Raw genomic sequence first — 18,773 nt, 5'->3', positions numbered from 1 at the left:
GGTGAAAAATGATTAAGTTACAACAATTTTTTATGAGGTATAAAAAGCAGCTTTTGCTTGTTAATACTATTCTGCTGTTGCTTGCTGAAGGATCTAAATGGCTATTGCACATGAATTTACCATACCAGGCTTTAATGCTTATCGTGGGGATTGTCGGAGTGCTTCCAATTGCTTTGACGGCTATTTCATCTTTAAGGGTTAAATTAATTTCTATTGATGTTTTAGTATCATTGGCGGTAATCGGTGCCTTCATTATTGGTAAATTTAATGAAGCAGCCATTGTTACTTGGCTATTCATGTTAGGAGATGTACTGGAAGAATTAACCCTAAAGAAAACGCGGTCAGCCGTTGCTGATTTAACCAAAATGGCACCACAGACTGCGTTAGTTGTTCAAGATGATGGCTCAACTGAGAAAGAAGACGTCGATTTCATTGATCCTGGTGAGAAGATTTTAGTTAAAACTGGTGACCAGGTTCCAGTCGATGGCAAGGTTATTTCAGGTTCTGGTTATCTTAATGAAGCCAGTGTTAACGGTGAATCTAAATTAGTTAATAAAAAAGCCGGTAATGAAGTATATGCAGGAACTGTCCTTGAAAACGGTACATTGACTGTCGAAACTACCGCAGTCGGTGAAGATACGACTTTCGGTAAAATTATTGAAATGGTTGAAGAAGCACAAGATACAAAGTCACATACAGAAAAGTTAATTAACCGGTTTTCCAAATATTACACTCCTGCCGTACTTGTAATTGCGATTGCTGTGGGCCTAATTACTAAAGATCTTAAGTTAGCTATTACGGTTATGGTGCTGGGCTGCCCAGGTGCTCTAGTTATTGGTGTACCAGTATCTACAGTTGCTGGTATCGGTAATGGTGCTAAAAGCGGCATTATGTTTAAAGGGTCGCAAGTAATGGATCAAACTCACCGGATTGATGAAATTGCTTTTGATAAAACCGGCACTTTGACTGTTGGACATCCAGAAGTTAGTGCAATTGAGGTATTAAATGGGCCCAAAGATGAAATTATTAAATTAGCTGCTCAAATTGAGCGTCAAAGTAACCACCCCTTAGCTCAGGCAATTGCCAAATTAAATAAACAAAAGCCAGCTTCAATTAAAGTGGAAACTGTTAAGGGTAAGGGAATCATCGCCACTTTAAATAATCAAAAATATTATTTGGGTAACCAAGACTTAATCGTTGAAAATACCCGTACCAATGCAAAATTGGATAAGACAATTAATCATTTGAGTCAATTAGGTAATTCAATTGTCGCTTTTGCTAATGAAGACCAAAGTCAATTAGCTGTTTTTGGCATTAAAGATCAATTGCGCCCAGAAGCTAATGATGCTTTAACCCGCTTAAAAGAATTAGGGGTTAAAAAGTTAGTTATGCTTTCTGGAGACAATCAAGAAATTGCTGAACGAATTGCGGCGAAGTTGTCAATCGATGAAGTTCATGGTCAAATGTTGCCACAAGACAAGGCTGCTTTTGTTAAAAAAGAAAGAGCTAAGGGACACCATATTGCTTTTATTGGTGATGGGATCAATGATAGTCCGGCCTTAGCTAATGCTAATGTTGCAATTGCCGTTGGTAGTGGAACGGATGTTGCCATTGAAGTTTCAGACATAGTTTTAGTTAAAAATGACTTGCGGAAGATCGCTTATGCCCTTGGCTTATCCAAGAAGACAATTTTGAACATGAATGAAAATATCGTGATGGCTTTACTGACAGTCTTATTGTTGTTCATCGGTTTGTTTGCGGGTTATGTTGAAATGGCAAGTGGGATGTTTATTCATGAATTTAGTATCTTAATTGTTATCTTGAACGGGATGAGATTAATCAAATTTCAACAAAAAATTGACGATCATCAAGTTTATAATCAACAAAACAAAGTAGCATTAGATATGTAAATTAATAAGGAAGGGAGAATTTAATCATGGAAAAAGTAATGATGAAATTATCTGGCATGACCTGTCCTTCATGCTTAAGCAAAATTGAAAGGGCGGTTGGTAGTTTGGATGGAACCGACCAAATAAAAGTTTTATTCAATGCAGGAAAGCTAAAATTTACGCTGGATACTGATAAGACTAAAACTGTTGACGTCAAGACAGCTATTGAAAAAATGGGTTATGAAGTACAAGGAATTAAGGAAAGGAGCTTAACTGATGAATGCAGAAGAAAAATACCAGGCGGAATTGAAGCAAAGCGACCTTGATCACCATCAGCCAACTGCAGCTGCCATGACTGGTCACATTATTTCTAACTTGTTAATCCATTCTTTAAAGATTAACCAAGCTAACTTATTTGCTAAAGGATCTGCTAGTCTCTTTTTAGCCGAAAAAGCTGCTGGTTGGATTGCTTATGAACGTCAGGAATTTGACCAATTGAATCACTTATTGGTTAATAATGGTGAAAGTATTCCAACAATTACAGCTCAATTTAAGGAGTATACTATGCTAGAAGAAGATGGCAGTAGTAAATATTTAGCATGTGATAAGCAACTATTTGCCTTGGTAAAAGATTTTGATACGCAAACGCTCTTCATTACTAAGGCAATTGCTTTAGCTAACAATGAAAGTTGGCTAGAATTGTCTGCTAATTTAACTAATTTAATGGCTTGGATTAAGGAGCAAATTCGGGTAACTCAAGACTTCTTAGGTCATGAACTAAAAGAAGGATTGTATGTCGAAGACGACGATGATGACTTTTAATTAAAGGACGATGAATTTAATGGCTGATTTATGTGTTAACTTAGTACCACTATTTAATGCTTTACCTCAGGATGAGAAGATGCAAATCGAAAAATTAGTTCAGCATAAAAACTATCAAAAGGGTGAAGTGATAATTGATCCAACGATAAATGATAATTTAGTAATTGTCGCTGATGGTAACGCTAAGCAGTACACCTTAGATGAAGACGGCTATGAGAATGTTTTGCAAACCTTGCATACAGGTGATTATATTGGTGAGGATTGGATTTTTGGTCAAAAAAATATCAATAATTACGTCGAGGCTACGGAACACAGTGAAATTTGTTTATTAAAACGGCAGGATCTACTGAAGCTGATGCATAAACAGCCAAAATTAAGTATTCGATTATTGGAACTAAATATTGTTAAAGTTTCGGAAATGCAAAAACAAATTCACTTGTTGGCTTTGCCGAAGGTTGAAGACCGGTTATTAAAGTATTTACAAACATATGCAGATGAAATTGGTAAAAATAATTTTACCTTACCCTTAAAAATGAAGGACTTAGCCTTATACCTTGGAACAACACCTGAGACCCTGTCTCGTAAATTTGCTTTATTAGAAAAGCAAGGTCAACTGAAACGTCAATTACGTCGAATTGAATTATTCGAAAATTAGTTTAATTAGGCAATTATTGCTTAGTTGATAATATACACGTTATATCAGTTTAGAAAATAAGAGAAAGGCGGGTCATATTATATGCAAAGTGAATTTCAAAAAATTTTTCAAGAAATTCAAGCAGATCCTGATAATGAATCTTTTACAAAGCAAGGGATCAAGCCACTTTACTATGCTTCTTCATCTGCCAGAATAAATATCATTGGTCAAGCACCAGGACGAATTGCCCAAGAAAAAATGAAATTCTGGGATGATCCTAGTGGTGATCGTCTTCGGACCTGGTTAGGGGTTTCGAGAGACGTTTTCTATAATTCTGGAATGATTGCAATTTTACCAATGGATTTTTATTATCCCGGGAAAGGCAAGTCTGGTGATCTCCCACCGCGTAAAGGATTTGCTCAAAATTGGCATCCACAGCTATTGAAATTAATGCCTGATATTCAGTTAACCATTTTAGTGGGCGCTTATGCGACGAGAAGCTACCTTCACCTAGGATATAAAGATCGGTTGACTGATATTGTCAGGAATTATCAGCAATACCTGCCAGACTATTTTCCAATCGTTCATCCGTCACCACGAAATAAAATTTGGGAGGCAAAAAATCCATGGTTCGAGGAGCAGGTAATTCCAGACCTGCAAAGAAGAATTCAAATAATTCTAAATAATTAGGGGATGATCCAGATGCAGAAACTAGGCATTATCGGTGGTATAGGCCCAGAAGCAACAATGAATTATTATTCGGCAATCATTAAGCGGTATCAGGAGCGGATCGGGACTGATAAAGAGCTGCCTCGTATCACTATTGAATCCATTAATATGTATCACATGTTTCGTCTGCTTGATGCTCAACAGTATGATAAAGTCGCCGGTTATGTAGGAGCTGCGGCCAATAATTTATTGAAAGCCGGGTGTGACTCTGGATTGATGTGTGGCAATACGCCCCCATCTATTATTTGATCAGATTCAAGCGCGCACTGATTTGCCATTATTAAGCATTGTCGAGACAGCGGTAGCGGCTGCCCAGCAGTTGCACCTTCAACGATTGGCTTTACTAGGCACCAAATTTACAATGCAAAATGACTTTTTCATCAAGCCATTTCGAGAGGCCGGAATTGAAGTTTGCCGTCCCAGTGAAAATAATCAATCCATAATTCATCAAAAAATTGTAGACGAACTCGAAAACGGGATTGTTAAGAAAGAGACTAAGCAGCAGTTAATGACAATTATCAATAAGATGGTTCAAAAAGATCACCTTGATGGTGCAGTCTTGGGATGTACCGAATTGCCGTTAATCTTAGGGCAGGAAGATTTCAAGAACATTCAAGTGTTTGATATTGCTCAGGTTCAAATCAAGGCTGCTGTGGATCAACTTCTAAAAAAGTTAAAATAACTGAGTGCCGCAGATCCTGAATATTTACATCTTAACTTTAACCACTTCACTATCTTTGAACGTGAACTCCATGTAACGTTGAAAGATGGTGATTTTTTCGGATATCTGTCAACTGGTATGGTTGACTAAAAATACTTCCTACGAAAATGTAGGGGGTATTTTTTACGAAAAAATACAATCGATTCTTAAAAAGAAAAATTTTTGATTGGCAAAACCATAACAAGTTCGTTTTAGAGTTTTGATTTTGCGATTGATGCCCTCTAAAGGTCCGTTAGAGTAGTCAAACTTTGCGCTATTTAAGACATATTTCATATTATGACGTAAGGTTTAAATAGCTGTATCCATTTCTGTATTTGTTTTTTGATAGTCTAAAATGGTGGACGCTAGTAATTCACTATTGCGCTCGTTTAGGGCTTTCGTGATATCTTGGTAAGTTTGGTATACTTCAGCGAACTTAGAAAATTTGCTAGTAATGAGATCAACAGCATTTTGGCGAGTCATATATTGCTTAACGTCGCGCAGAAAAACTACTTTTTCTGGCTGAAGATCTTCAGCTTTTTTATGAAATAGTTTCCAATGTGATTTCATAATTTTATATTCTCGACTATGTTTATCGAGGTTTTTAAGAATGGAAACACGATAATTATCTAAAGCTCGGCCCGCTAATTGCACAAGGTGAAAGCGATCAATAATAATGTTGGCATTAGGAAAAAGGCGATAGATAAAGCTTTGATATTGAGCATTTAAATCAATTACAACTGATTGAACGCATTCGCGTTCAGCCTTTGAATAACGATTTTCAAAATAATCAACAATGGTGGGGGATAGACGGTCCTGTAACTTTGTGACAATTTGGTGAGTTTCAGCATCGCAACAAATAAAGGACATCACAGACTTAGTTGAACGAAATTCGTCAAAACATAGATGCTTAGGCAACTTAGCCACACGGTAGTGTGGTTCCATGCGCTCTAAAATTGTACGACGAACACTGCTAGGAGAGCAGTGACACATTTCAGCAATCAGCTGACCAGTAAGCCCTTTACGAGCTAAAAGCATGATTTGATTTTTGAGATCACTAGATAGGGTTTGATTTTCTTTGGTTAAATTAGTAACAGCTCCAAAAGTAGTGTGACATGATTTGCATTTATAGCGTTGTTTATGAAGTTCTAGTTCATATCTTCTCCCGTTTAAACTAGCAAGTCGTACATGAGTTTTGCGAAAGCAATCCTTATTAACGGTGAGAAAACCACAGTTACGACAACGACTAATCGGATAGGAAAGCGTAGCTTTTATTAGGGTTATATACTCGTTAACAGAATTATTGTTGTGTTCGACCTCTTCAGCAGAAATAACTTTAATATTTTTATCTTTAATTCCAAGAATATTTAGGATAGAATCATTATGGGACATTTGTTTAACCTTCTTTCATGATTTTTGTGGTGAATTGATTGTATAACGAGGGGACAGCAAATGCCTCTTTTTTATACAAAAAATCGGGCATGGAATCTTCATCCATACCAGAAAGTGTATACCCCTAATTCCTGCTTTATTGATTGGAATTAGTACACTTTTTGTTTATTGAGTCCGAGGGTCGAGTGTTCTATGTCCTTTTTTGTAGGTTGAGTGTGTAAATGTCCGTTTCGGAGGGTTGAGTAGACTGAAATGCTGAAAGCAGTGATAGAGGTTGATATGATAGCGTTGAGAATGGTTGTAAAAATAGCTGATTTTGAGCTTAACAATTGAGTGGATTAAGCTACTGGCATAAAATCGAGTTTTGCTTTATTAGACTACTTTTATTAAGGAGAATTGTACACTCGACTACTTTCGGGTAAAAAGAAAAGCATGATCGTAAAAATAACGACCATGCATGGATATTAATGACCACGATGTTTCTTACGATGCTTAGCTACTCGTTTTTGATAACGAAGTTCTTGCGTTAATCGTTTTTCAGTAGTGTGTTGCGCTTTTCGTAATTTTTTCTTTTCCTCAAATTGTTTTTTCAAAGTGATCTGCGCTTTGGTACTGATACCTTGTGACTTCATTGCTTTGTTGGCCAACCGCTGAGCATGCTTTGGGTTGATACGTTTCGTAACTATACGTGTTCTACTCGGTTCATGATGAAAGTGGAATCGTTGATAATCCTGATTTATCAATTTCAGGATTAGTGACATTTTTGGTTCTGAACTTCCAAGGGTAACTGATGCTACAGAATAATCTTTATCGTCATGACATTCCAAAATGGCCTTATAGAAACTACCATCAAAAACAATTGTTAGACAGGATTGGATAACCATCATGTCCCCTCCTTTGATTTTTTTAATCGAAAGCGGGACATCCCGGAGAGGAAGGATACTGATCAGCTTGTGCCGATGTTCGGACTACCAACCGAACTGTGTTTTTACTTTCTAAGGTATAGTATCATAACACTGTATAATATTAGATTTAAAATCATCACAAATTTTTAGAGGGGAGACTTACTTTGAAAATTCCTCATACTCTTTCTGAATTTACACAAACCTATTACTATAAAACAGAATTAATAAAGCTATGTCGACAATGGAATTTACCCACATCTGGGACAAAAGCAGAACTCAATTCGTACATTGAAAAGTATTTAAAGGGAATGTCTGCGAACAAAATTAAACCGTGTCGAAGTAATAAAATACATCGTTTATTAACGTATAATGAGATTAATTTGGACACAAAGTTAATTAACTCTGGCTTCTGCTTTAACAAAGTTGCTCGTCAGTGGTTTGCTGATTATTTTGGTGTCGAGAAATTCTCCTTCAGCAAGAAGATGGCCGTTATTAAAAGAAAAGCGGAGGTAGAACGTGATGAACAAGCGACTGTTGGCGACTTAATTCAACAGATGCAGAATTGGGACAAAAATAAAAATGCATCACCTGCAGAAGAAAATACTTATCAATGGAATAACTTTGTTCGCGACTTTTTTAAGGATCCAGCTACTAAGCAGTTTAATCAGCGGTTAAAAGTTGCTTCGCTTTTATGGAAAAAAGTACGCATTTCACGGGGAAATAAGGTTTATTATCATAATATGTTAGAGAAGTATAATAAAGAAATTGAAATACATAAGAAAGGATAATGTATTAGGCTTTTCTTGAACGCGTTTTTCCTACTAATCGATCCATACATCTATTAAAATCCTTCAGATAACCTTCTCATTTGCATAATGAGCAAAATAAATGAAGTTTGCGCCATGAGATATAAGCTTTTTCCAACTATGGCTTAGAACTTTATTATTATATAAGGGTACCTGTTCTTGTGGATATAAATCACCAACAAACGCCTCTCCGCTATCTAGAACAAGAGATATAGAATCTGCACTATGACCAGGTGAACTCAAAATTATGCCTGAGATTCCACAGTCACTGAGAAAATGACGACTATCAACTAAATTTAACTTGTGGATATGTTTATAATTAATTGGCTGAAAATCAGGGTTATGTTCTTTTTGGAAGATATAATCACTTTGATGAATATAGGCCATTTGACAATCAAGCACCACTAAGGAGATTCCAAGATTCATCAAATCAGTTGCTAATCCCATATGGTCGGGGTGGTAGTGGGTAATTAATAGATAATCAATATCTTGGACCTTTAACTTTTTTCTTCCTAGCTCTTGGAAAAATTTAGGAAGAGTACCTGCCCAGTCTGCATCAATTAACAGATTTTTCTTTGTTCCTTTTAAGAGATAACATTTAGTATTGCCGTATTTTAATTGAATAATTTTAGTCATGAGAAGCTCCGATTTTTATAATTTTGGCATTAATATTTTGATTCATTGTCTTAAGTTTTAGAAATTGAACTAGATTGTTTCTTTATTACCTTTCACCACCTTTCAATGTTACATAGAGTTCGCGTTGAAAGGTGGTGCTTTTTGATTTGGTGTAATCAAGCTACAAATATTAGTTATTCTTATTGTATAATTAAACAACCAAAAGTAAAGGAGAGATAGTCGATGACTCAACTCGAACAAAAAAGGCTTGATCTAGCTGTTAAGCAAAAAAGAGGATTGCATTTTATCGCTGCTTCTGTTTTGATTTGGCTTGCAATTGCATTTATTTATTCATCTGCTGTGCCGATTTTGACTAAGAATTTATTTGTTTTTATTTGTACAGGCATCTTATTACCGCTGGCATGGGGAATCTCAAAAATACTAAAAGTTAACTTCAGTGATAATAAAAATCCTTTGTCAAATTTGGGCATCTTATTTTCAGTGAATCAATTATTATATTTGCTGATTGCCATGTGGATTTATCCGATTATCCCAGATAAAATGCCGATGGTTATTGCAATAATTTTTGGTGCGCACCTAATGCCCTTTAGCTGGTTATATAAATCCAAAGTGTATTTACTGTTCTCGATAGTTATTCCGTTTTTGGCGCTATTCATTGGCTTATTATTTAGTCCAACTATTTTAGCTGTTGGAATGACAGTTGTAGAAACTATTTTTTGCGGTGCATTAATTATTGAAAATAAAAATTGAAATTTATGGAATATGATCAGCAATATAAACTTAATCCGGTTAAATAAAGCCGTTATAGTATAAGGCCTCGTTAAGGTGTAAAATAACCTTAGAGTAGAGACTATCCAATCGAGGTGAAACCACATGCGTAAATATCTCAAAGCGCTAATCATGATTATCTTAATTCTAGTGCTAATGGTTGTTGGTCAAATTGCACCACTAGCAGTAGCTGACCACTTAAATTTCTCAGAAAATGCAGCAGTTATTTTAATGACAGTTACTTATCCAATAATTGTCATCGGTGGTGGATGGCTGCTAAACCATTTCTTGTTTCATCAATCGCTGCCGTTAGTATCCAAATGGCGTTTTCAATGGTGACCAATTTTATATGCAATCTTGGCGGATGTCTTAATCTACCTATTTTCTTGGATTGCTCAGACTAGCTTTCGTTCATCGGTCACGACAATGAATAATTGGTGGTTGCAATTCACGATGACGGTTGTGAGTGCCCCATTAGTTGAAGAATACGTCTTTCGTGGATATGTATTTGGTGCACTGGATAGCACAATCGCTCTGCAACGATTTGGCTAACAGCATTTGTTTTTGGCTTAATTCACCTATCGTCACTCGGTAAAGCAGCGTGGTATAATGCAATCTTCCTCGTAATCGCCTATACTGCAATGGGGATGTTCTTCACGCTAATTGCTGTGGCGGCGAAAAGTTTGTGGGCTAGTTTTACCGCGCATGTTGTGAATAATTTATTGATCTATATTATTGGAATTTGGGCAGCGGTTTCCACTTCATCAAGTATGATGTGGCGAAGTCTAACCGGAACTTTGCTTGGCATGGGGATCGTTGCTGGATTGGTTTATTGGCGTTTTTTAAAGAATAGAAAAAGTTGATGTCTATCTCATATTTAACTAGATAATCGAATCAATGTTAATAGAACAATATGTGTAGGGCAAATTAAATTCATCATCAAACCCTAATAACAAAATAAGTAACCATATAGCCTGTAATAGCAACAATAAATGTTGTTACTACAGGCTATTTTTTGCTTAGCTCAAAACGTAGGGACGAGTAGAAACCAATGATAATAAAAATATTGTACTTTTTAGATAACAGTGTTATTTTTAAACTGTTGAATAACACTGTTATCTAGGAGTGCAATAATGAAAACTACGAAAGAAAAGATAATTCAGACTGCAATAGAGTGGATAATAACAGATGATTATACTAATTTATCAATGCGAAAATTAGCTAATAAATTTGGAATGACAACTGGAGTATTATATAAACATTTTAAGAATAAAGATGAATTATTTTATCAAGTATCAATTAGATTATCTCAACAAGTGGCTAAACAATTAGTAATTGATTCTGAGATTTCAGCAAAAGATAAGCTACTTTCAATTGCTAATGGATTATGTATGCTAAGTCAAAAACAACCAAAGCTGATAAACTTTTTATTTTTTAATCCTAGTTTGGACAAATTTTATCAGAGTAGGAATCACGATTTTCAATTCTATAATCAAGTAATGTTACTAATCCACCAGGTTAATCAAGGAAGCGTTACTGATGAACAATTTTTTACTCAGATCTGGGCTTTTATTCAGGGATACTTACTACTCATTTTAAAGGGAGTTACTAATTATGACCCACATTTGGTTGAGAGAACTTTAGATGAAATGATTCGAGGTAGTGAAAATTGATTTTAATAGTTTACTGTCATCCTTACAATCAGAGTTTTAACCAAGCCGAGTTAGATGCCGTTAAGAAAAACCTGCATAGAAGAAGCGTGAAATATGAAGTGATTGATTTATATAAAGATGGCTTTAACCCAGTCTACTCAACAGAAGAGTTGAAGCTTTATCATCAAGGTGGTACTACTGATCCATTAGTTTCTAAATACTTATCATTATGTCAGCAAGCAACCACGATTATTTTTATTACGCCAATTTGGTGGAACAGTATTCCCGGAATATTAAAAGGTTTTATTGATAAGGTGATGAAAGAAGGGGTAGGACTATCACATACGGTTCATAAAACAGGAGTAAAGGGTGAATTAACTAATGTTCATCATTGTTATGTGTTAACTACCTCAAGTTCGCCAACGCTTTATATTCGGTATTTGAATGGTAATGCAATAAAACGGATATTTATTAGACAAACGCTTAAACAATTAGGATTTAAACATTGCTATTGGCAAAACTTTGGCTTGATAACAAACACATCTGTTAATCGGCGGATTCGGTACCTGACAAAATTACGGCAACAAAATTTTAAGTAAAATAGCACCTAGCAATTACTACCAGGTGCCGTAAAAATAACTTATTGCCTAAGCTTCCTATTAATTTATTTCAAATCCTGCTTTACCGCGTAAAAATTAATAAACCACATAATAAGATAAATCATTACAAAAATGCCAGTAAAAACTAACCAGTTAATTAGGTTTAATGGGAACCAGCCGGCTAGAATTGCTAGGGGAGTAAATCCACAATAATAGATGATAAAATTAACGATTGTTCGTTTTAAAATTGACCAATCCTCAATATTAAAAATTAATGCACCAAAGTTAAATACAAGCCCCATCATCCCCCAGAGAATTACGGAAACTAACACTGCATTCAACGGTCGACTAAAATGATTGGTAAAAGTTGGTGCAGATGGTACGTAATCTTTAAGGTTGTAGAGGTAACTAAAGAATAATGAAAAGACTAAGCCGAATAACTCGCCGACACTTACCCCACTGATGGCATAAAGAAAATATTTTTTCATAAACCTAACCTCGCTTTCAAATTTTTGATTTTGCGTCGACTAATTGGGATTCGCTGGTGATTTTTTAGGATTACATCAATTGCGCCATTATCCATTAATTCTAAGTGATCGATATGCTTAAAATTGAAGATTGCAATCTTAAAGGCTTCAACAAAATCATTAGTTAATTGCGCTTTTAATACCGAAATTGTTTTCCGATACTGATAGCGTTTATTAGCGGTTGCCACTTCTAAGCCGTGATCAGCTGTTTGAATGGAGAAAATATCACGATAGTGGACAGGAACTAATTCATTATCATAGTTACACTATAGTACCTGCTCATTGTTATTTAAATATTCCAAAAGATCAGCGAGTTTAGGAGTCATTTTCCGCACCCAAATTTCAGCATGTTCATCCTTGATTGAACTATCGACATGACAGTTGATTTTCAAAGTGTTACACCTCCTCAATTGATGTATCAATTTTAACAAAAGATAACGATACTAACTGCAAATAATAATGAATGGTGAGAAAATACGAATAAGAGGTATGATTTAGGAAACAAATTGGTAAGTTTGCAAATAAATTATCAGAGTCTAGTTATATTTTAAGTTAATTCTTGACATGCGACTTTAGCGTTCTGTTAAACTTAAATCAAGAGGGGGATGATGGGATGCGGACAGTACAAGAAATCTTAAAGAATATGGATGAAGAAAAGTTAATTAATGCTTATTTATATCGCTTTCCAATCAATGTTCAAGATTGCAACGGTAATGAGGCGAAAATCGGTGAGGTCAAAGCAACTATCCATAAAGGAATGCATAAGTATTTAGAGCGATTGAGGAATTTACCAATTATGAAAGATAACGATCAAGGAATCTTTTTCGTTCATCGTTGCATAGAAGATGATATGAATGGCCAAACATTTCAATTAATATTCCTCAATGAGTTAAAAGAAAACCGTGAAGCTACAGAATCATATGGTTGCGATTTTATAGAACAAGCAAAGATCATGGGCTATTGGGTTGCCGAGACGCCATTAACTAAGTATTACCTTGAAGATTTAATTGTTGATATTTTATATGAAGCATCATTCTTTGGCCCTAGTCAGGAGCATTTACAAGAAGAAAAAGATAAACTTAATCAAATGATCGCTGATGATGATTCAGAAACTATTTCTGCGGAAGACTTTTTTGCCGAATTGGAAGAGAAACAAGGCTATAAATTTGATCACCAGTCACCTGATGAGCGAGAATTAGAAATAAAAGTTATTAAAATGGCCGGAGAATATTGGGAACATTCACGCAAAAAAGAATTACGTAATGTAATGAAACTTTTGGGAATTTGAATGGGAAAATAAAGTCTCGGATTGCCAAGGATTCTAAGGATGATGGGAAGTAGTTAATAATGAGTAAGTATAATCAGTTATGGCAGTATATCGCAAACAATGAGAACGGAGCCTTTGAGCTGACATTTGAACAAATTGGCGTGATCGCTGGTGTGCCATTAGATCATTCTTTCTTAAGGTATAAGAAAGAGTTACTAAATTATGGCTTCAAGGTAGAAAAAATTTCAATGAAAAATCAGTTAGTTGAATTTACCAAACTTAAAACAGAAAACGAGTAGTAATGATTTAAAGAAGGCAGTTAAAATGCGACAAATACCGATTAATCAGGCTAGGTCTATCTTAAAGCAGCTTTTGAAAGCAAGAAATCATCAGAAAGTTCGTTTACTAACAAATAAGAAAGACCGTTCATTAACGGTTATTGTAAATAATGGTGAAGTAACCGTGATTGAACAAGGATACGTTAATGATGCCAATATATATTCCGCTGAAAGCTCAGCTAAACACAGACTTACAAAGGCTTTTAAGCGCGAATTTCCCCGTAGTCACCAGCTTTATGTTAGCTATGAGAAAACGAGCTAGATTATTCACAGATAATAGTTAGCAATATCTAGGCTACTGTAATAAATGAATTTAAGCAGATTACTTTTCATTTTTCTATTTATGAGTAAACTTAGGGCTAAAACTAGCTTTTAGAGGTGGAGTTCTATGAAGACGTTATTTGTTACAGATGAAGCTAAGAAACGGATTGCAAAATATATTAGTCCGGATAAACGAATTGTCCTTGATTTTGATGATGGTGTTGGACCATTTTCTGCAGTTGGAAATTGTAATCTTGATGCAAACTATAAACTAATCTTTGTTAATAAAGACATCGAATTAACTGATTTTGATGAAAGGGTCAGTTCTAATATTGGCGACATTTATATTAAAAGCGAGTGGTATGCTAGTGCTCAATTTGAAGATCAAATGGAACTTCGCTTTGATCCTAAGCATATTGCACTACCATTAGTTAGCCCGACTAAGATCTTAACAGGGAATGTAGAGGTGCTTAATATTAGTAAACCGATAAAGGTAGAATATACGAAGACACATGATTGTTAAAATGTATTAATAACGACTACTTTAAAAGATTTAGGCGATTTTAGCGGGGAGTTAAAAGAGGCGATTAATCAAATTAGACAGCAAAACTAAATTATTACATCGCATATTTCCCAGGAAATATTAATCTCATAGGTCACTAGTTATGGTGAAATTCCAGGCTAGTGGCTTTTATCATTAAATCATCATTGTACTTTTACCCCCCCTTTTTATAATTGGGGTGTAAAACGGTTACAAAATTAGGGGTGATGAGAATGTTACAGGTTAAAAACCTCAATATCTATTACGGGCGCCATAGAGTTATTATTAATGCATCATTTAAAATTCAACCTGGTGAAATTATTGGCCTAATTGGACCTAATGGAGCTGGTAAGTCTACAATAATGAAAACAATTCTAGGATTAACTAAGTTTACTGGAACGATTATTTTTAATGGACAAAAGATTACGCTGACTAAACATACAGCGCTTCAACATGTTGGTGCTTTAATTGAAAACCTAGCCTTATAGCCTTTTTTGACGGGCCGTGAGAATTTATCACTTTATGCCAATGACCAGGCAGAGCTAGCGAAAATAGTTTCAATACTTGAAATTGATCAATATATTGATCGACGAGCAGGCGATTATTCAATTGGAATGAAGCAAAAGTTAGGAATTGCATTAGCGTTTTTAAATCATCCCCAATTAGTTATCCTTGATGAGCCAATGAATGAGCTAGACATTGAAGCAACCATTTTAGTTTGCAAAGTTATTCATCGTTATGCGACCGCGGGAACAGCTTTTCTTATTTCAAGTCATGTTTTGAGCGAACTTCAAAAGGTGATGACCTCAATAATTATCCTTAACCATCATGAAATTATTATGGATGTTCCAATTGATCAATTTAAGAATACTCCCGTAAGCAAAGTTAAGTTAAAAGCTACGGACAATTCCGCTGCAAAAGTAATTTAGACTAACAACGGGCTTGATGTTCATCAGAATGATAACTATTTAATTATTAATATTACTGACGTTGATCAAGTACAAAATTTACTTTACCAGCATCAGATCATGTTACGCGAACTAACTCCGGTTCACCAAAATTTTGAACAAGTAGTTGTTAATGTTCTTAAAAAGAATCGGAGGGATACACAATGAAAACTAATCTTTCCCACGAATTCTATAAGATGATCCGCTAGCGGTCTTCTTGGGTAGCGGTGATTGTCTTTTTCGGCTTAATGCTATGTTCAGCAACGCCGACTGCTTATATTACTAAAAATCTCATTTCTCAAGGCTTCGGCACTGGTCAGTGGGTGATTATTATCATGATTACGTTAAGTGCTAACTTTATTGCAATGGAGTTAAAGAATAATACGATGACCACGTTGCTATACAAGAGTCCCAATCGTTGGGGAGTTTTTGTCGCAAAATTGATTGTCCTAATCGTATATAGCATTATTCTTTTAATTGCCGGATTTATTTTTACTTTAATCATTAAAGCCGTATTGGTTAACAGTCATTTTGCCCAGCAATTTGTAACTAAGTTTGCAATTAATAATGAAGTATTAGTTTTTGATCAGATCCTACAAATTGCACAACAGTTTTGCAAAAAATTTCAAAAACAGCCACAAGTAATGGATTTTCTGTTCTTTAATCCAACAATTATTCAGGTTTACCAAGCGGACAAGGATGACTTTAGTTTTTTACAGACGATTCAACGGTTGGCCCAACAAGTGAATCCAGGAATTCTGAATGATCAGCAATTTTTTGAACAGTTATGGTCTTTCATCCAGGGATATTCGCTGTTAATCAAAAATGGTGTCACCACTTATGATCCCCAAGTCGTTAAAGTAACCCTCAGTCAAATAGTAGGAGGAAAATAATGGATACATTAATCATTTATTGTCATCCTTATGCGCAAAGTTTTAACCATGCAGTATTAGAAAGGGGGCAAAGTAATTTGAATAGCCAAGGTATTAATTATCAATTAATTGACCTTTATGCGGAACATTTTGATCCTACTTATTCTGCGGAAGAACTTTCATTGTATCATCAAGGAGGGACAGTTGATCCCTTGGTGCGCAAATATTTAGCACTTTTAAAATCGTGTCAGACAGTGATTTTTATAACTCCTTGTTGGTGGAATAGTATTCCTGGAATGTTAAAGGGATTTATTGATAAGGTGATGAAAGAGGGATCCAATCTCTCCCATACGGTAACCAGGACCGGAATTAAAGGACTACTGACGAACGTCCAGCATTGCTATGTATTAACTACTTCAACTTCGCCAACTTGGTACTTGCGATTTTTTTGTGGGAATGCTATTCAGCGGGTATTTGTTAATACGACCCTGAAACAACTTGGCTTTGAGCATCGGAAATGGCTTAACTTTGGCGAGATTTCCTGGTCATCCCCGCAACGCCGCCAACGTTATTTGCAAAAAATCGCCCAATATCGGTTTAAGTAAAATGGTTAATACTATCAAAAATTTGCTAAAATTGTGGATTAATGTTCAGGGATCATCACTTGCTTGGACATTCTTACAACTGTAAACTATAAATGATATTCCTTTCGCTTTCTTTTATAGCCAGCGAGTAAAATTCATGTCTCACACATTCAAAAATAAAGGAGTAGTAATCATGGCGCAGTTATTTTATAGTCCTGACCTGGCTGATCGACTACCTCATAATACTGGTAAAATTAGCCAAAAACCTTTACGACGGTGGCAGCTTAGTCCGGTAAAGATTGATAATAAAACATACTACCTATATGTAGAAGAGGAAACTGGTTTGCCAGTCTTTACTGACAAATTAGGCGAGGGTAAGTTTAGTCAAGTTGCCATTAACTTTCTAAATGAAATGCCCTTTTTGGTTGATCCGCAACGTACTTGGTTAATGCAAAATGTTTTTTCATTTAATTTATACCGGCCAATCCCATCTGATGAAAACGAAAAACTTAAAAATTATTTGCAGATAATTGCTAGCCACCAAGCAGAATTTAAGGAAACCCTTAACGATAATGATGATTTTTCATCAACTGAGGATTTCAATGATCTTGTCTACTTGTTATTAGCTTTATCTGGAAATGATCAGGAGGTTTTAATGCAATTTTGCCAATTGGTTAATGAAGAACATCCGGTGAAGGTGAAAGCTCCACGACCGGGGGCCAAATATTGTACTATTAAGCCACAATTTAAAGACCCCCGTATTTGGGTGGATGACGAAGGAAAAGCTTCAGCAGATAATTCAGCAACAGTTCAGGCGATTAGCCAAAACAACCAGCAAATGATTGACCAGTTTATCGCCAGTGCTGATGGTCAGTTAATGGGAGATGATAAGACTGCTCGTCGTATCTTGGACCAATTTTTGAACCACTTCATGTTAAAAGATAAAATTTGTACGGTTACAACCAACCTAGCTGCGCCAAACATCTTTTTCGCTGGAACGTTAGATCAAATTGATGAGGATCTTCTTTCTGCTACGTTATCCAATTTTTATGTTTTTCTAAGTCACACAGGAATCGTGAGCCAATCAGCTGCTAGGGATGTTGCAGACTATCTAGATACAAGCTACGATATTATCTATGGAGAACCGGAATTAGCTGCACCAGAAGATGACTATCAAGATTCTCTTATTCAGCAGTTGCTTGATGAACTAGCTCCAGTACAAGCAGATACGTCAGCGAATGTTGGCAACCGTCAATTGATTAATCCGCAAAACTATGACCAAGCGTATGTAATTACTGCTAAATTAGCTGATTTTAAACCGCTAGCAAGCCGTACGTTCGTGATTAAAGGTAGTAGTACAATTGAGGAACTCGCTGAAACAGTGATTTTGATGTTTCATGGTGACTTGGCACACTTGTATGATGCAATTAATGAACAGACTGAGGAATTTTATACTCAGTCAGCGGATTTTGTGCCAGGCGGGATGACAAAAGTTAAGCTTGATCTAGCAACGGTCTCATTATTAAATGAAAAAGATAAATTAACTATTCATTATGACTATGGGGACGGCTGGGAGTTTAAACTTCATGTCCAAAAAATTCAACCAGTTACTAATGAGGAGCTACCACATGTTCAAAAAGCTCGTGGTTACGGTATTATTGAAGATATTGGTGGTATCGGTGGTTTAGAGCAGTATTATGATGATTACCAAAAAGGGCAAGTCGAGCCTGACCTTTTAGACTGGTTAGGTGGAGAACCAATTGACCTCAATACTGTAGACATCAACGAATTAAACCAGTTAATTAAATAATTCGCCTCACTATTTTTGTAAGAGGTGTAAGGTAACGGATATACGGAAATCTTTGTCAGCTTTCAATGAGATAATAATGGCGATCATTGCATTG

Annotated in this window: 25 protein-coding genes and 4 pseudogenes; 23 read left to right on the top strand and 6 right to left on the bottom strand. The window is 35.6% G+C overall.

The genetic code is table 11. The features are described from left to right. The first annotated feature begins 8 nt into the window (after positions 1 to 8). The 7 genes from CBG10_RS08685 (at position 9) to CBG10_RS11595 (ending at position 4,756) form a co-directional block, all read left to right on the top strand. Complete coding sequence (locus CBG10_RS08685) at positions 9 to 1,910, top strand: heavy metal translocating P-type ATPase (RefSeq protein WP_094508368.1); 1,902 nt, start codon at positions 9 to 11, stop codon at positions 1,908 to 1,910. A 26-nt stretch (positions 1,911 to 1,936) separates the two neighbouring features. Beyond that, positions 1,937 to 2,215, top strand: coding sequence for a heavy-metal-associated domain-containing protein (locus CBG10_RS08680; protein WP_094512354.1), 279 nt, complete (start codon positions 1,937 to 1,939; stop codon positions 2,213 to 2,215). Continuing rightward, positions 2,166 to 2,711 (top strand): DNA-binding protein, encoded by a 546-nt coding sequence (locus tag CBG10_RS08675; protein WP_094508364.1) that lies wholly within the window; start codon positions 2,166 to 2,168, stop codon positions 2,709 to 2,711. Before CBG10_RS08680 ends, CBG10_RS08675 begins: the two co-directional genes overlap by 50 nt. A 19-nt stretch (positions 2,712 to 2,730) precedes the next feature. Continuing rightward, a complete protein-coding gene (locus tag CBG10_RS08670) occupies positions 2,731 to 3,366 on the top strand; it encodes a Crp/Fnr family transcriptional regulator (RefSeq protein ID WP_094512352.1) in 636 nt (211 codons plus the stop codon). A gap of 81 nt (positions 3,367 to 3,447) precedes the next feature. Next, positions 3,448 to 4,035, top strand: a complete 588-nt coding sequence (locus tag CBG10_RS08665; protein ID WP_003546311.1) for a uracil-DNA glycosylase family protein — start codon at positions 3,448 to 3,450, stop codon at positions 4,033 to 4,035. 12 nt (positions 4,036 to 4,047) lie between these two features. Further along, positions 4,048 to 4,323, top strand: a complete 276-nt coding sequence (locus CBG10_RS11600; RefSeq protein ID WP_136001900.1) for an aspartate/glutamate racemase family protein — start codon at positions 4,048 to 4,050, stop codon at positions 4,321 to 4,323. Next, positions 4,295 to 4,756 carry an aspartate/glutamate racemase family protein gene (locus tag CBG10_RS11595; protein ID WP_225359278.1) on the top strand — a complete coding sequence of 154 codons (462 nt, stop codon included), beginning with the start codon at positions 4,295 to 4,297 and terminating at the stop codon, positions 4,754 to 4,756. Before CBG10_RS11600 ends, CBG10_RS11595 begins: the two co-directional genes overlap by 29 nt. 162 nt (positions 4,757 to 4,918) lie before the next feature. On the opposite strand, the pseudogene CBG10_RS08650 reads toward CBG10_RS11595, so the two are convergent. Together CBG10_RS08650 and CBG10_RS08645 are read right to left on the bottom strand one after the other, a co-directional pair. After that, positions 4,919 to 6,166, bottom strand: a pseudogene (locus CBG10_RS08650) (ISL3 family transposase). 464 nt (positions 6,167 to 6,630) lie between these two features. Then, on the bottom strand, positions 6,631 to 7,053 hold the full coding sequence (locus CBG10_RS08645) for a YjdF family protein (protein ID WP_225361534.1): 423 nt from the start codon (positions 7,051 to 7,053) through the stop codon (positions 6,631 to 6,633). Between the two features lie 182 nt (positions 7,054 to 7,235). On the opposite strand from CBG10_RS08645, the pseudogene CBG10_RS11590 reads away from it, so the two are divergent. Beyond that, positions 7,236 to 7,391: pseudogene (locus CBG10_RS11590) on the top strand (SAP domain-containing protein); the annotation flags it as partial. Between the two features lie 60 nt (positions 7,392 to 7,451). Continuing rightward, a complete protein-coding gene (locus CBG10_RS08640) occupies positions 7,452 to 7,859 on the top strand; it encodes a hypothetical protein (protein WP_225361539.1) in 408 nt (135 codons plus the stop codon). Between the two features lie 63 nt (positions 7,860 to 7,922). Here the strand turns inward: CBG10_RS08640 and CBG10_RS08635 are convergent, their stop codons facing one another. Continuing rightward, positions 7,923 to 8,513: an MBL fold metallo-hydrolase gene (locus CBG10_RS08635; RefSeq protein WP_094509365.1), complete on the bottom strand. Its 591-nt coding sequence runs from the start codon at positions 8,511 to 8,513 to the stop codon at positions 7,923 to 7,925. A gap of 222 nt (positions 8,514 to 8,735) precedes the next feature. Between CBG10_RS08635 and CBG10_RS08630 the strand changes: the two genes are divergently transcribed. The 6 genes from CBG10_RS08630 to CBG10_RS08610 all read left to right on the top strand — a co-directional run bounded on the left by CBG10_RS08630 (position 8,736) and on the right by CBG10_RS08610 (position 11,532). After that, positions 8,736 to 9,263 carry a DUF7010 family protein gene (locus CBG10_RS08630; RefSeq protein ID WP_094512346.1) on the top strand — a complete coding sequence of 176 codons (528 nt, stop codon included), beginning with the start codon at positions 8,736 to 8,738 and terminating at the stop codon, positions 9,261 to 9,263. Positions 9,264 to 9,386: 123 nt separating this feature from the next. Beyond that, the gene (locus tag CBG10_RS08625; protein ID WP_094512345.1) at positions 9,387 to 9,620 is read left to right on the top strand and encodes a hypothetical protein; all 234 of its coding nucleotides are present in this window, start codon (positions 9,387 to 9,389) and stop codon (positions 9,618 to 9,620) included. Positions 9,621 to 9,707: 87 nt separating this feature from the next. Continuing rightward, positions 9,708 to 9,833 carry a CPBP family glutamic-type intramembrane protease gene (locus tag CBG10_RS11740; RefSeq protein WP_143452355.1) on the top strand — a complete coding sequence of 42 codons (126 nt, stop codon included), beginning with the start codon at positions 9,708 to 9,710 and terminating at the stop codon, positions 9,831 to 9,833. Beyond that, positions 9,824 to 10,144 carry a CPBP family glutamic-type intramembrane protease gene (locus CBG10_RS08620; protein WP_094512343.1) on the top strand — a complete coding sequence of 107 codons (321 nt, stop codon included), beginning with the start codon at positions 9,824 to 9,826 and terminating at the stop codon, positions 10,142 to 10,144. Before CBG10_RS11740 ends, CBG10_RS08620 begins: the two co-directional genes overlap by 10 nt. 270 nt (positions 10,145 to 10,414) lie before the next feature. Beyond that, entirely contained in the window at positions 10,415 to 10,954 is a 540-nt protein-coding gene (locus tag CBG10_RS08615) for a TetR/AcrR family transcriptional regulator (protein ID WP_035153977.1), read from the top strand. Next, complete coding sequence (locus CBG10_RS08610; RefSeq protein ID WP_094512342.1) at positions 10,951 to 11,532, top strand: NAD(P)H-dependent oxidoreductase; 582 nt, start codon at positions 10,951 to 10,953, stop codon at positions 11,530 to 11,532. The genes CBG10_RS08615 and CBG10_RS08610 overlap by 4 nt, the downstream gene beginning before the upstream one ends. A 65-nt stretch (positions 11,533 to 11,597) precedes the next feature. Here CBG10_RS08610 and CBG10_RS08605 read toward each other — a convergent pair whose 3' ends face one another. From CBG10_RS08605 to CBG10_RS11735, 3 genes and pseudogenes are all read right to left on the bottom strand, one after another. Next, positions 11,598 to 12,020, bottom strand: coding sequence for a DUF3021 domain-containing protein (locus CBG10_RS08605; RefSeq protein WP_094512341.1), 423 nt, complete (start codon positions 12,018 to 12,020; stop codon positions 11,598 to 11,600). After that, positions 12,017 to 12,298: pseudogene (locus tag CBG10_RS11585) on the bottom strand (LytTR family DNA-binding domain-containing protein); the annotation flags it as partial. The gene CBG10_RS08605 and the pseudogene CBG10_RS11585, both read right to left, overlap by 4 nt. A gap of 27 nt (positions 12,299 to 12,325) precedes the next feature. After that, entirely contained in the window at positions 12,326 to 12,451 is a 126-nt protein-coding gene (locus CBG10_RS11735) for a hypothetical protein (protein WP_263851420.1), read from the bottom strand. Positions 12,452 to 12,672: 221 nt separating this feature from the next. On the opposite strand from CBG10_RS11735, the gene CBG10_RS08595 reads away from it, so the two are divergent. From CBG10_RS08595 to CBG10_RS11575, 8 genes and pseudogenes are all read left to right on the top strand, one after another. Further along, on the top strand, positions 12,673 to 13,347 hold the full coding sequence (locus CBG10_RS08595; RefSeq protein WP_094512339.1) for a DUF6557 family protein: 675 nt from the start codon (positions 12,673 to 12,675) through the stop codon (positions 13,345 to 13,347). A gap of 59 nt (positions 13,348 to 13,406) precedes the next feature. Further along, positions 13,407 to 13,625 carry a hypothetical protein gene (locus CBG10_RS08590; RefSeq protein WP_042746431.1) on the top strand — a complete coding sequence of 73 codons (219 nt, stop codon included), beginning with the start codon at positions 13,407 to 13,409 and terminating at the stop codon, positions 13,623 to 13,625. Between the two features lie 25 nt (positions 13,626 to 13,650). After that, on the top strand, positions 13,651 to 13,926 hold the full coding sequence (locus tag CBG10_RS08585) for a hypothetical protein (RefSeq protein WP_094500974.1): 276 nt from the start codon (positions 13,651 to 13,653) through the stop codon (positions 13,924 to 13,926). 126 nt (positions 13,927 to 14,052) lie between these two features. Then, complete coding sequence (locus CBG10_RS08580) at positions 14,053 to 14,448, top strand: iron-sulfur cluster biosynthesis family protein (RefSeq protein WP_035153987.1); 396 nt, start codon at positions 14,053 to 14,055, stop codon at positions 14,446 to 14,448. A gap of 245 nt (positions 14,449 to 14,693) precedes the next feature. Next, a pseudogene (locus tag CBG10_RS08575) lies at positions 14,694 to 15,395 on the top strand (ABC transporter ATP-binding protein). Positions 15,396 to 15,640: 245 nt separating this feature from the next. Next, the gene (locus tag CBG10_RS11580; RefSeq protein WP_225361533.1) at positions 15,641 to 16,306 is read left to right on the top strand and encodes an ABC transporter permease subunit; all 666 of its coding nucleotides are present in this window, start codon (positions 15,641 to 15,643) and stop codon (positions 16,304 to 16,306) included. After that, positions 16,306 to 16,890 (top strand): NAD(P)H-dependent oxidoreductase, encoded by a 585-nt coding sequence (locus CBG10_RS08565; RefSeq protein ID WP_094512338.1) that lies wholly within the window; start codon positions 16,306 to 16,308, stop codon positions 16,888 to 16,890. The genes CBG10_RS11580 and CBG10_RS08565 overlap by 1 nt, the downstream gene beginning before the upstream one ends. A gap of 172 nt (positions 16,891 to 17,062) precedes the next feature. Continuing rightward, on the top strand, positions 17,063 to 18,679 hold the full coding sequence (locus CBG10_RS11575) for a plasmid pRiA4b ORF-3 family protein (RefSeq protein WP_225361532.1): 1,617 nt from the start codon (positions 17,063 to 17,065) through the stop codon (positions 18,677 to 18,679). Positions 18,680 to 18,773: the final 94 nt, after the last annotated feature.

It is taken from the genome of Limosilactobacillus reuteri (assembly GCF_002254085.1).
GTDB lineage: Bacteria > Bacillota > Bacilli > Lactobacillales > Lactobacillaceae > Limosilactobacillus > Limosilactobacillus reuteri_K.
This window is presented reverse-complemented; position numbering and strand designations above follow the sequence as displayed.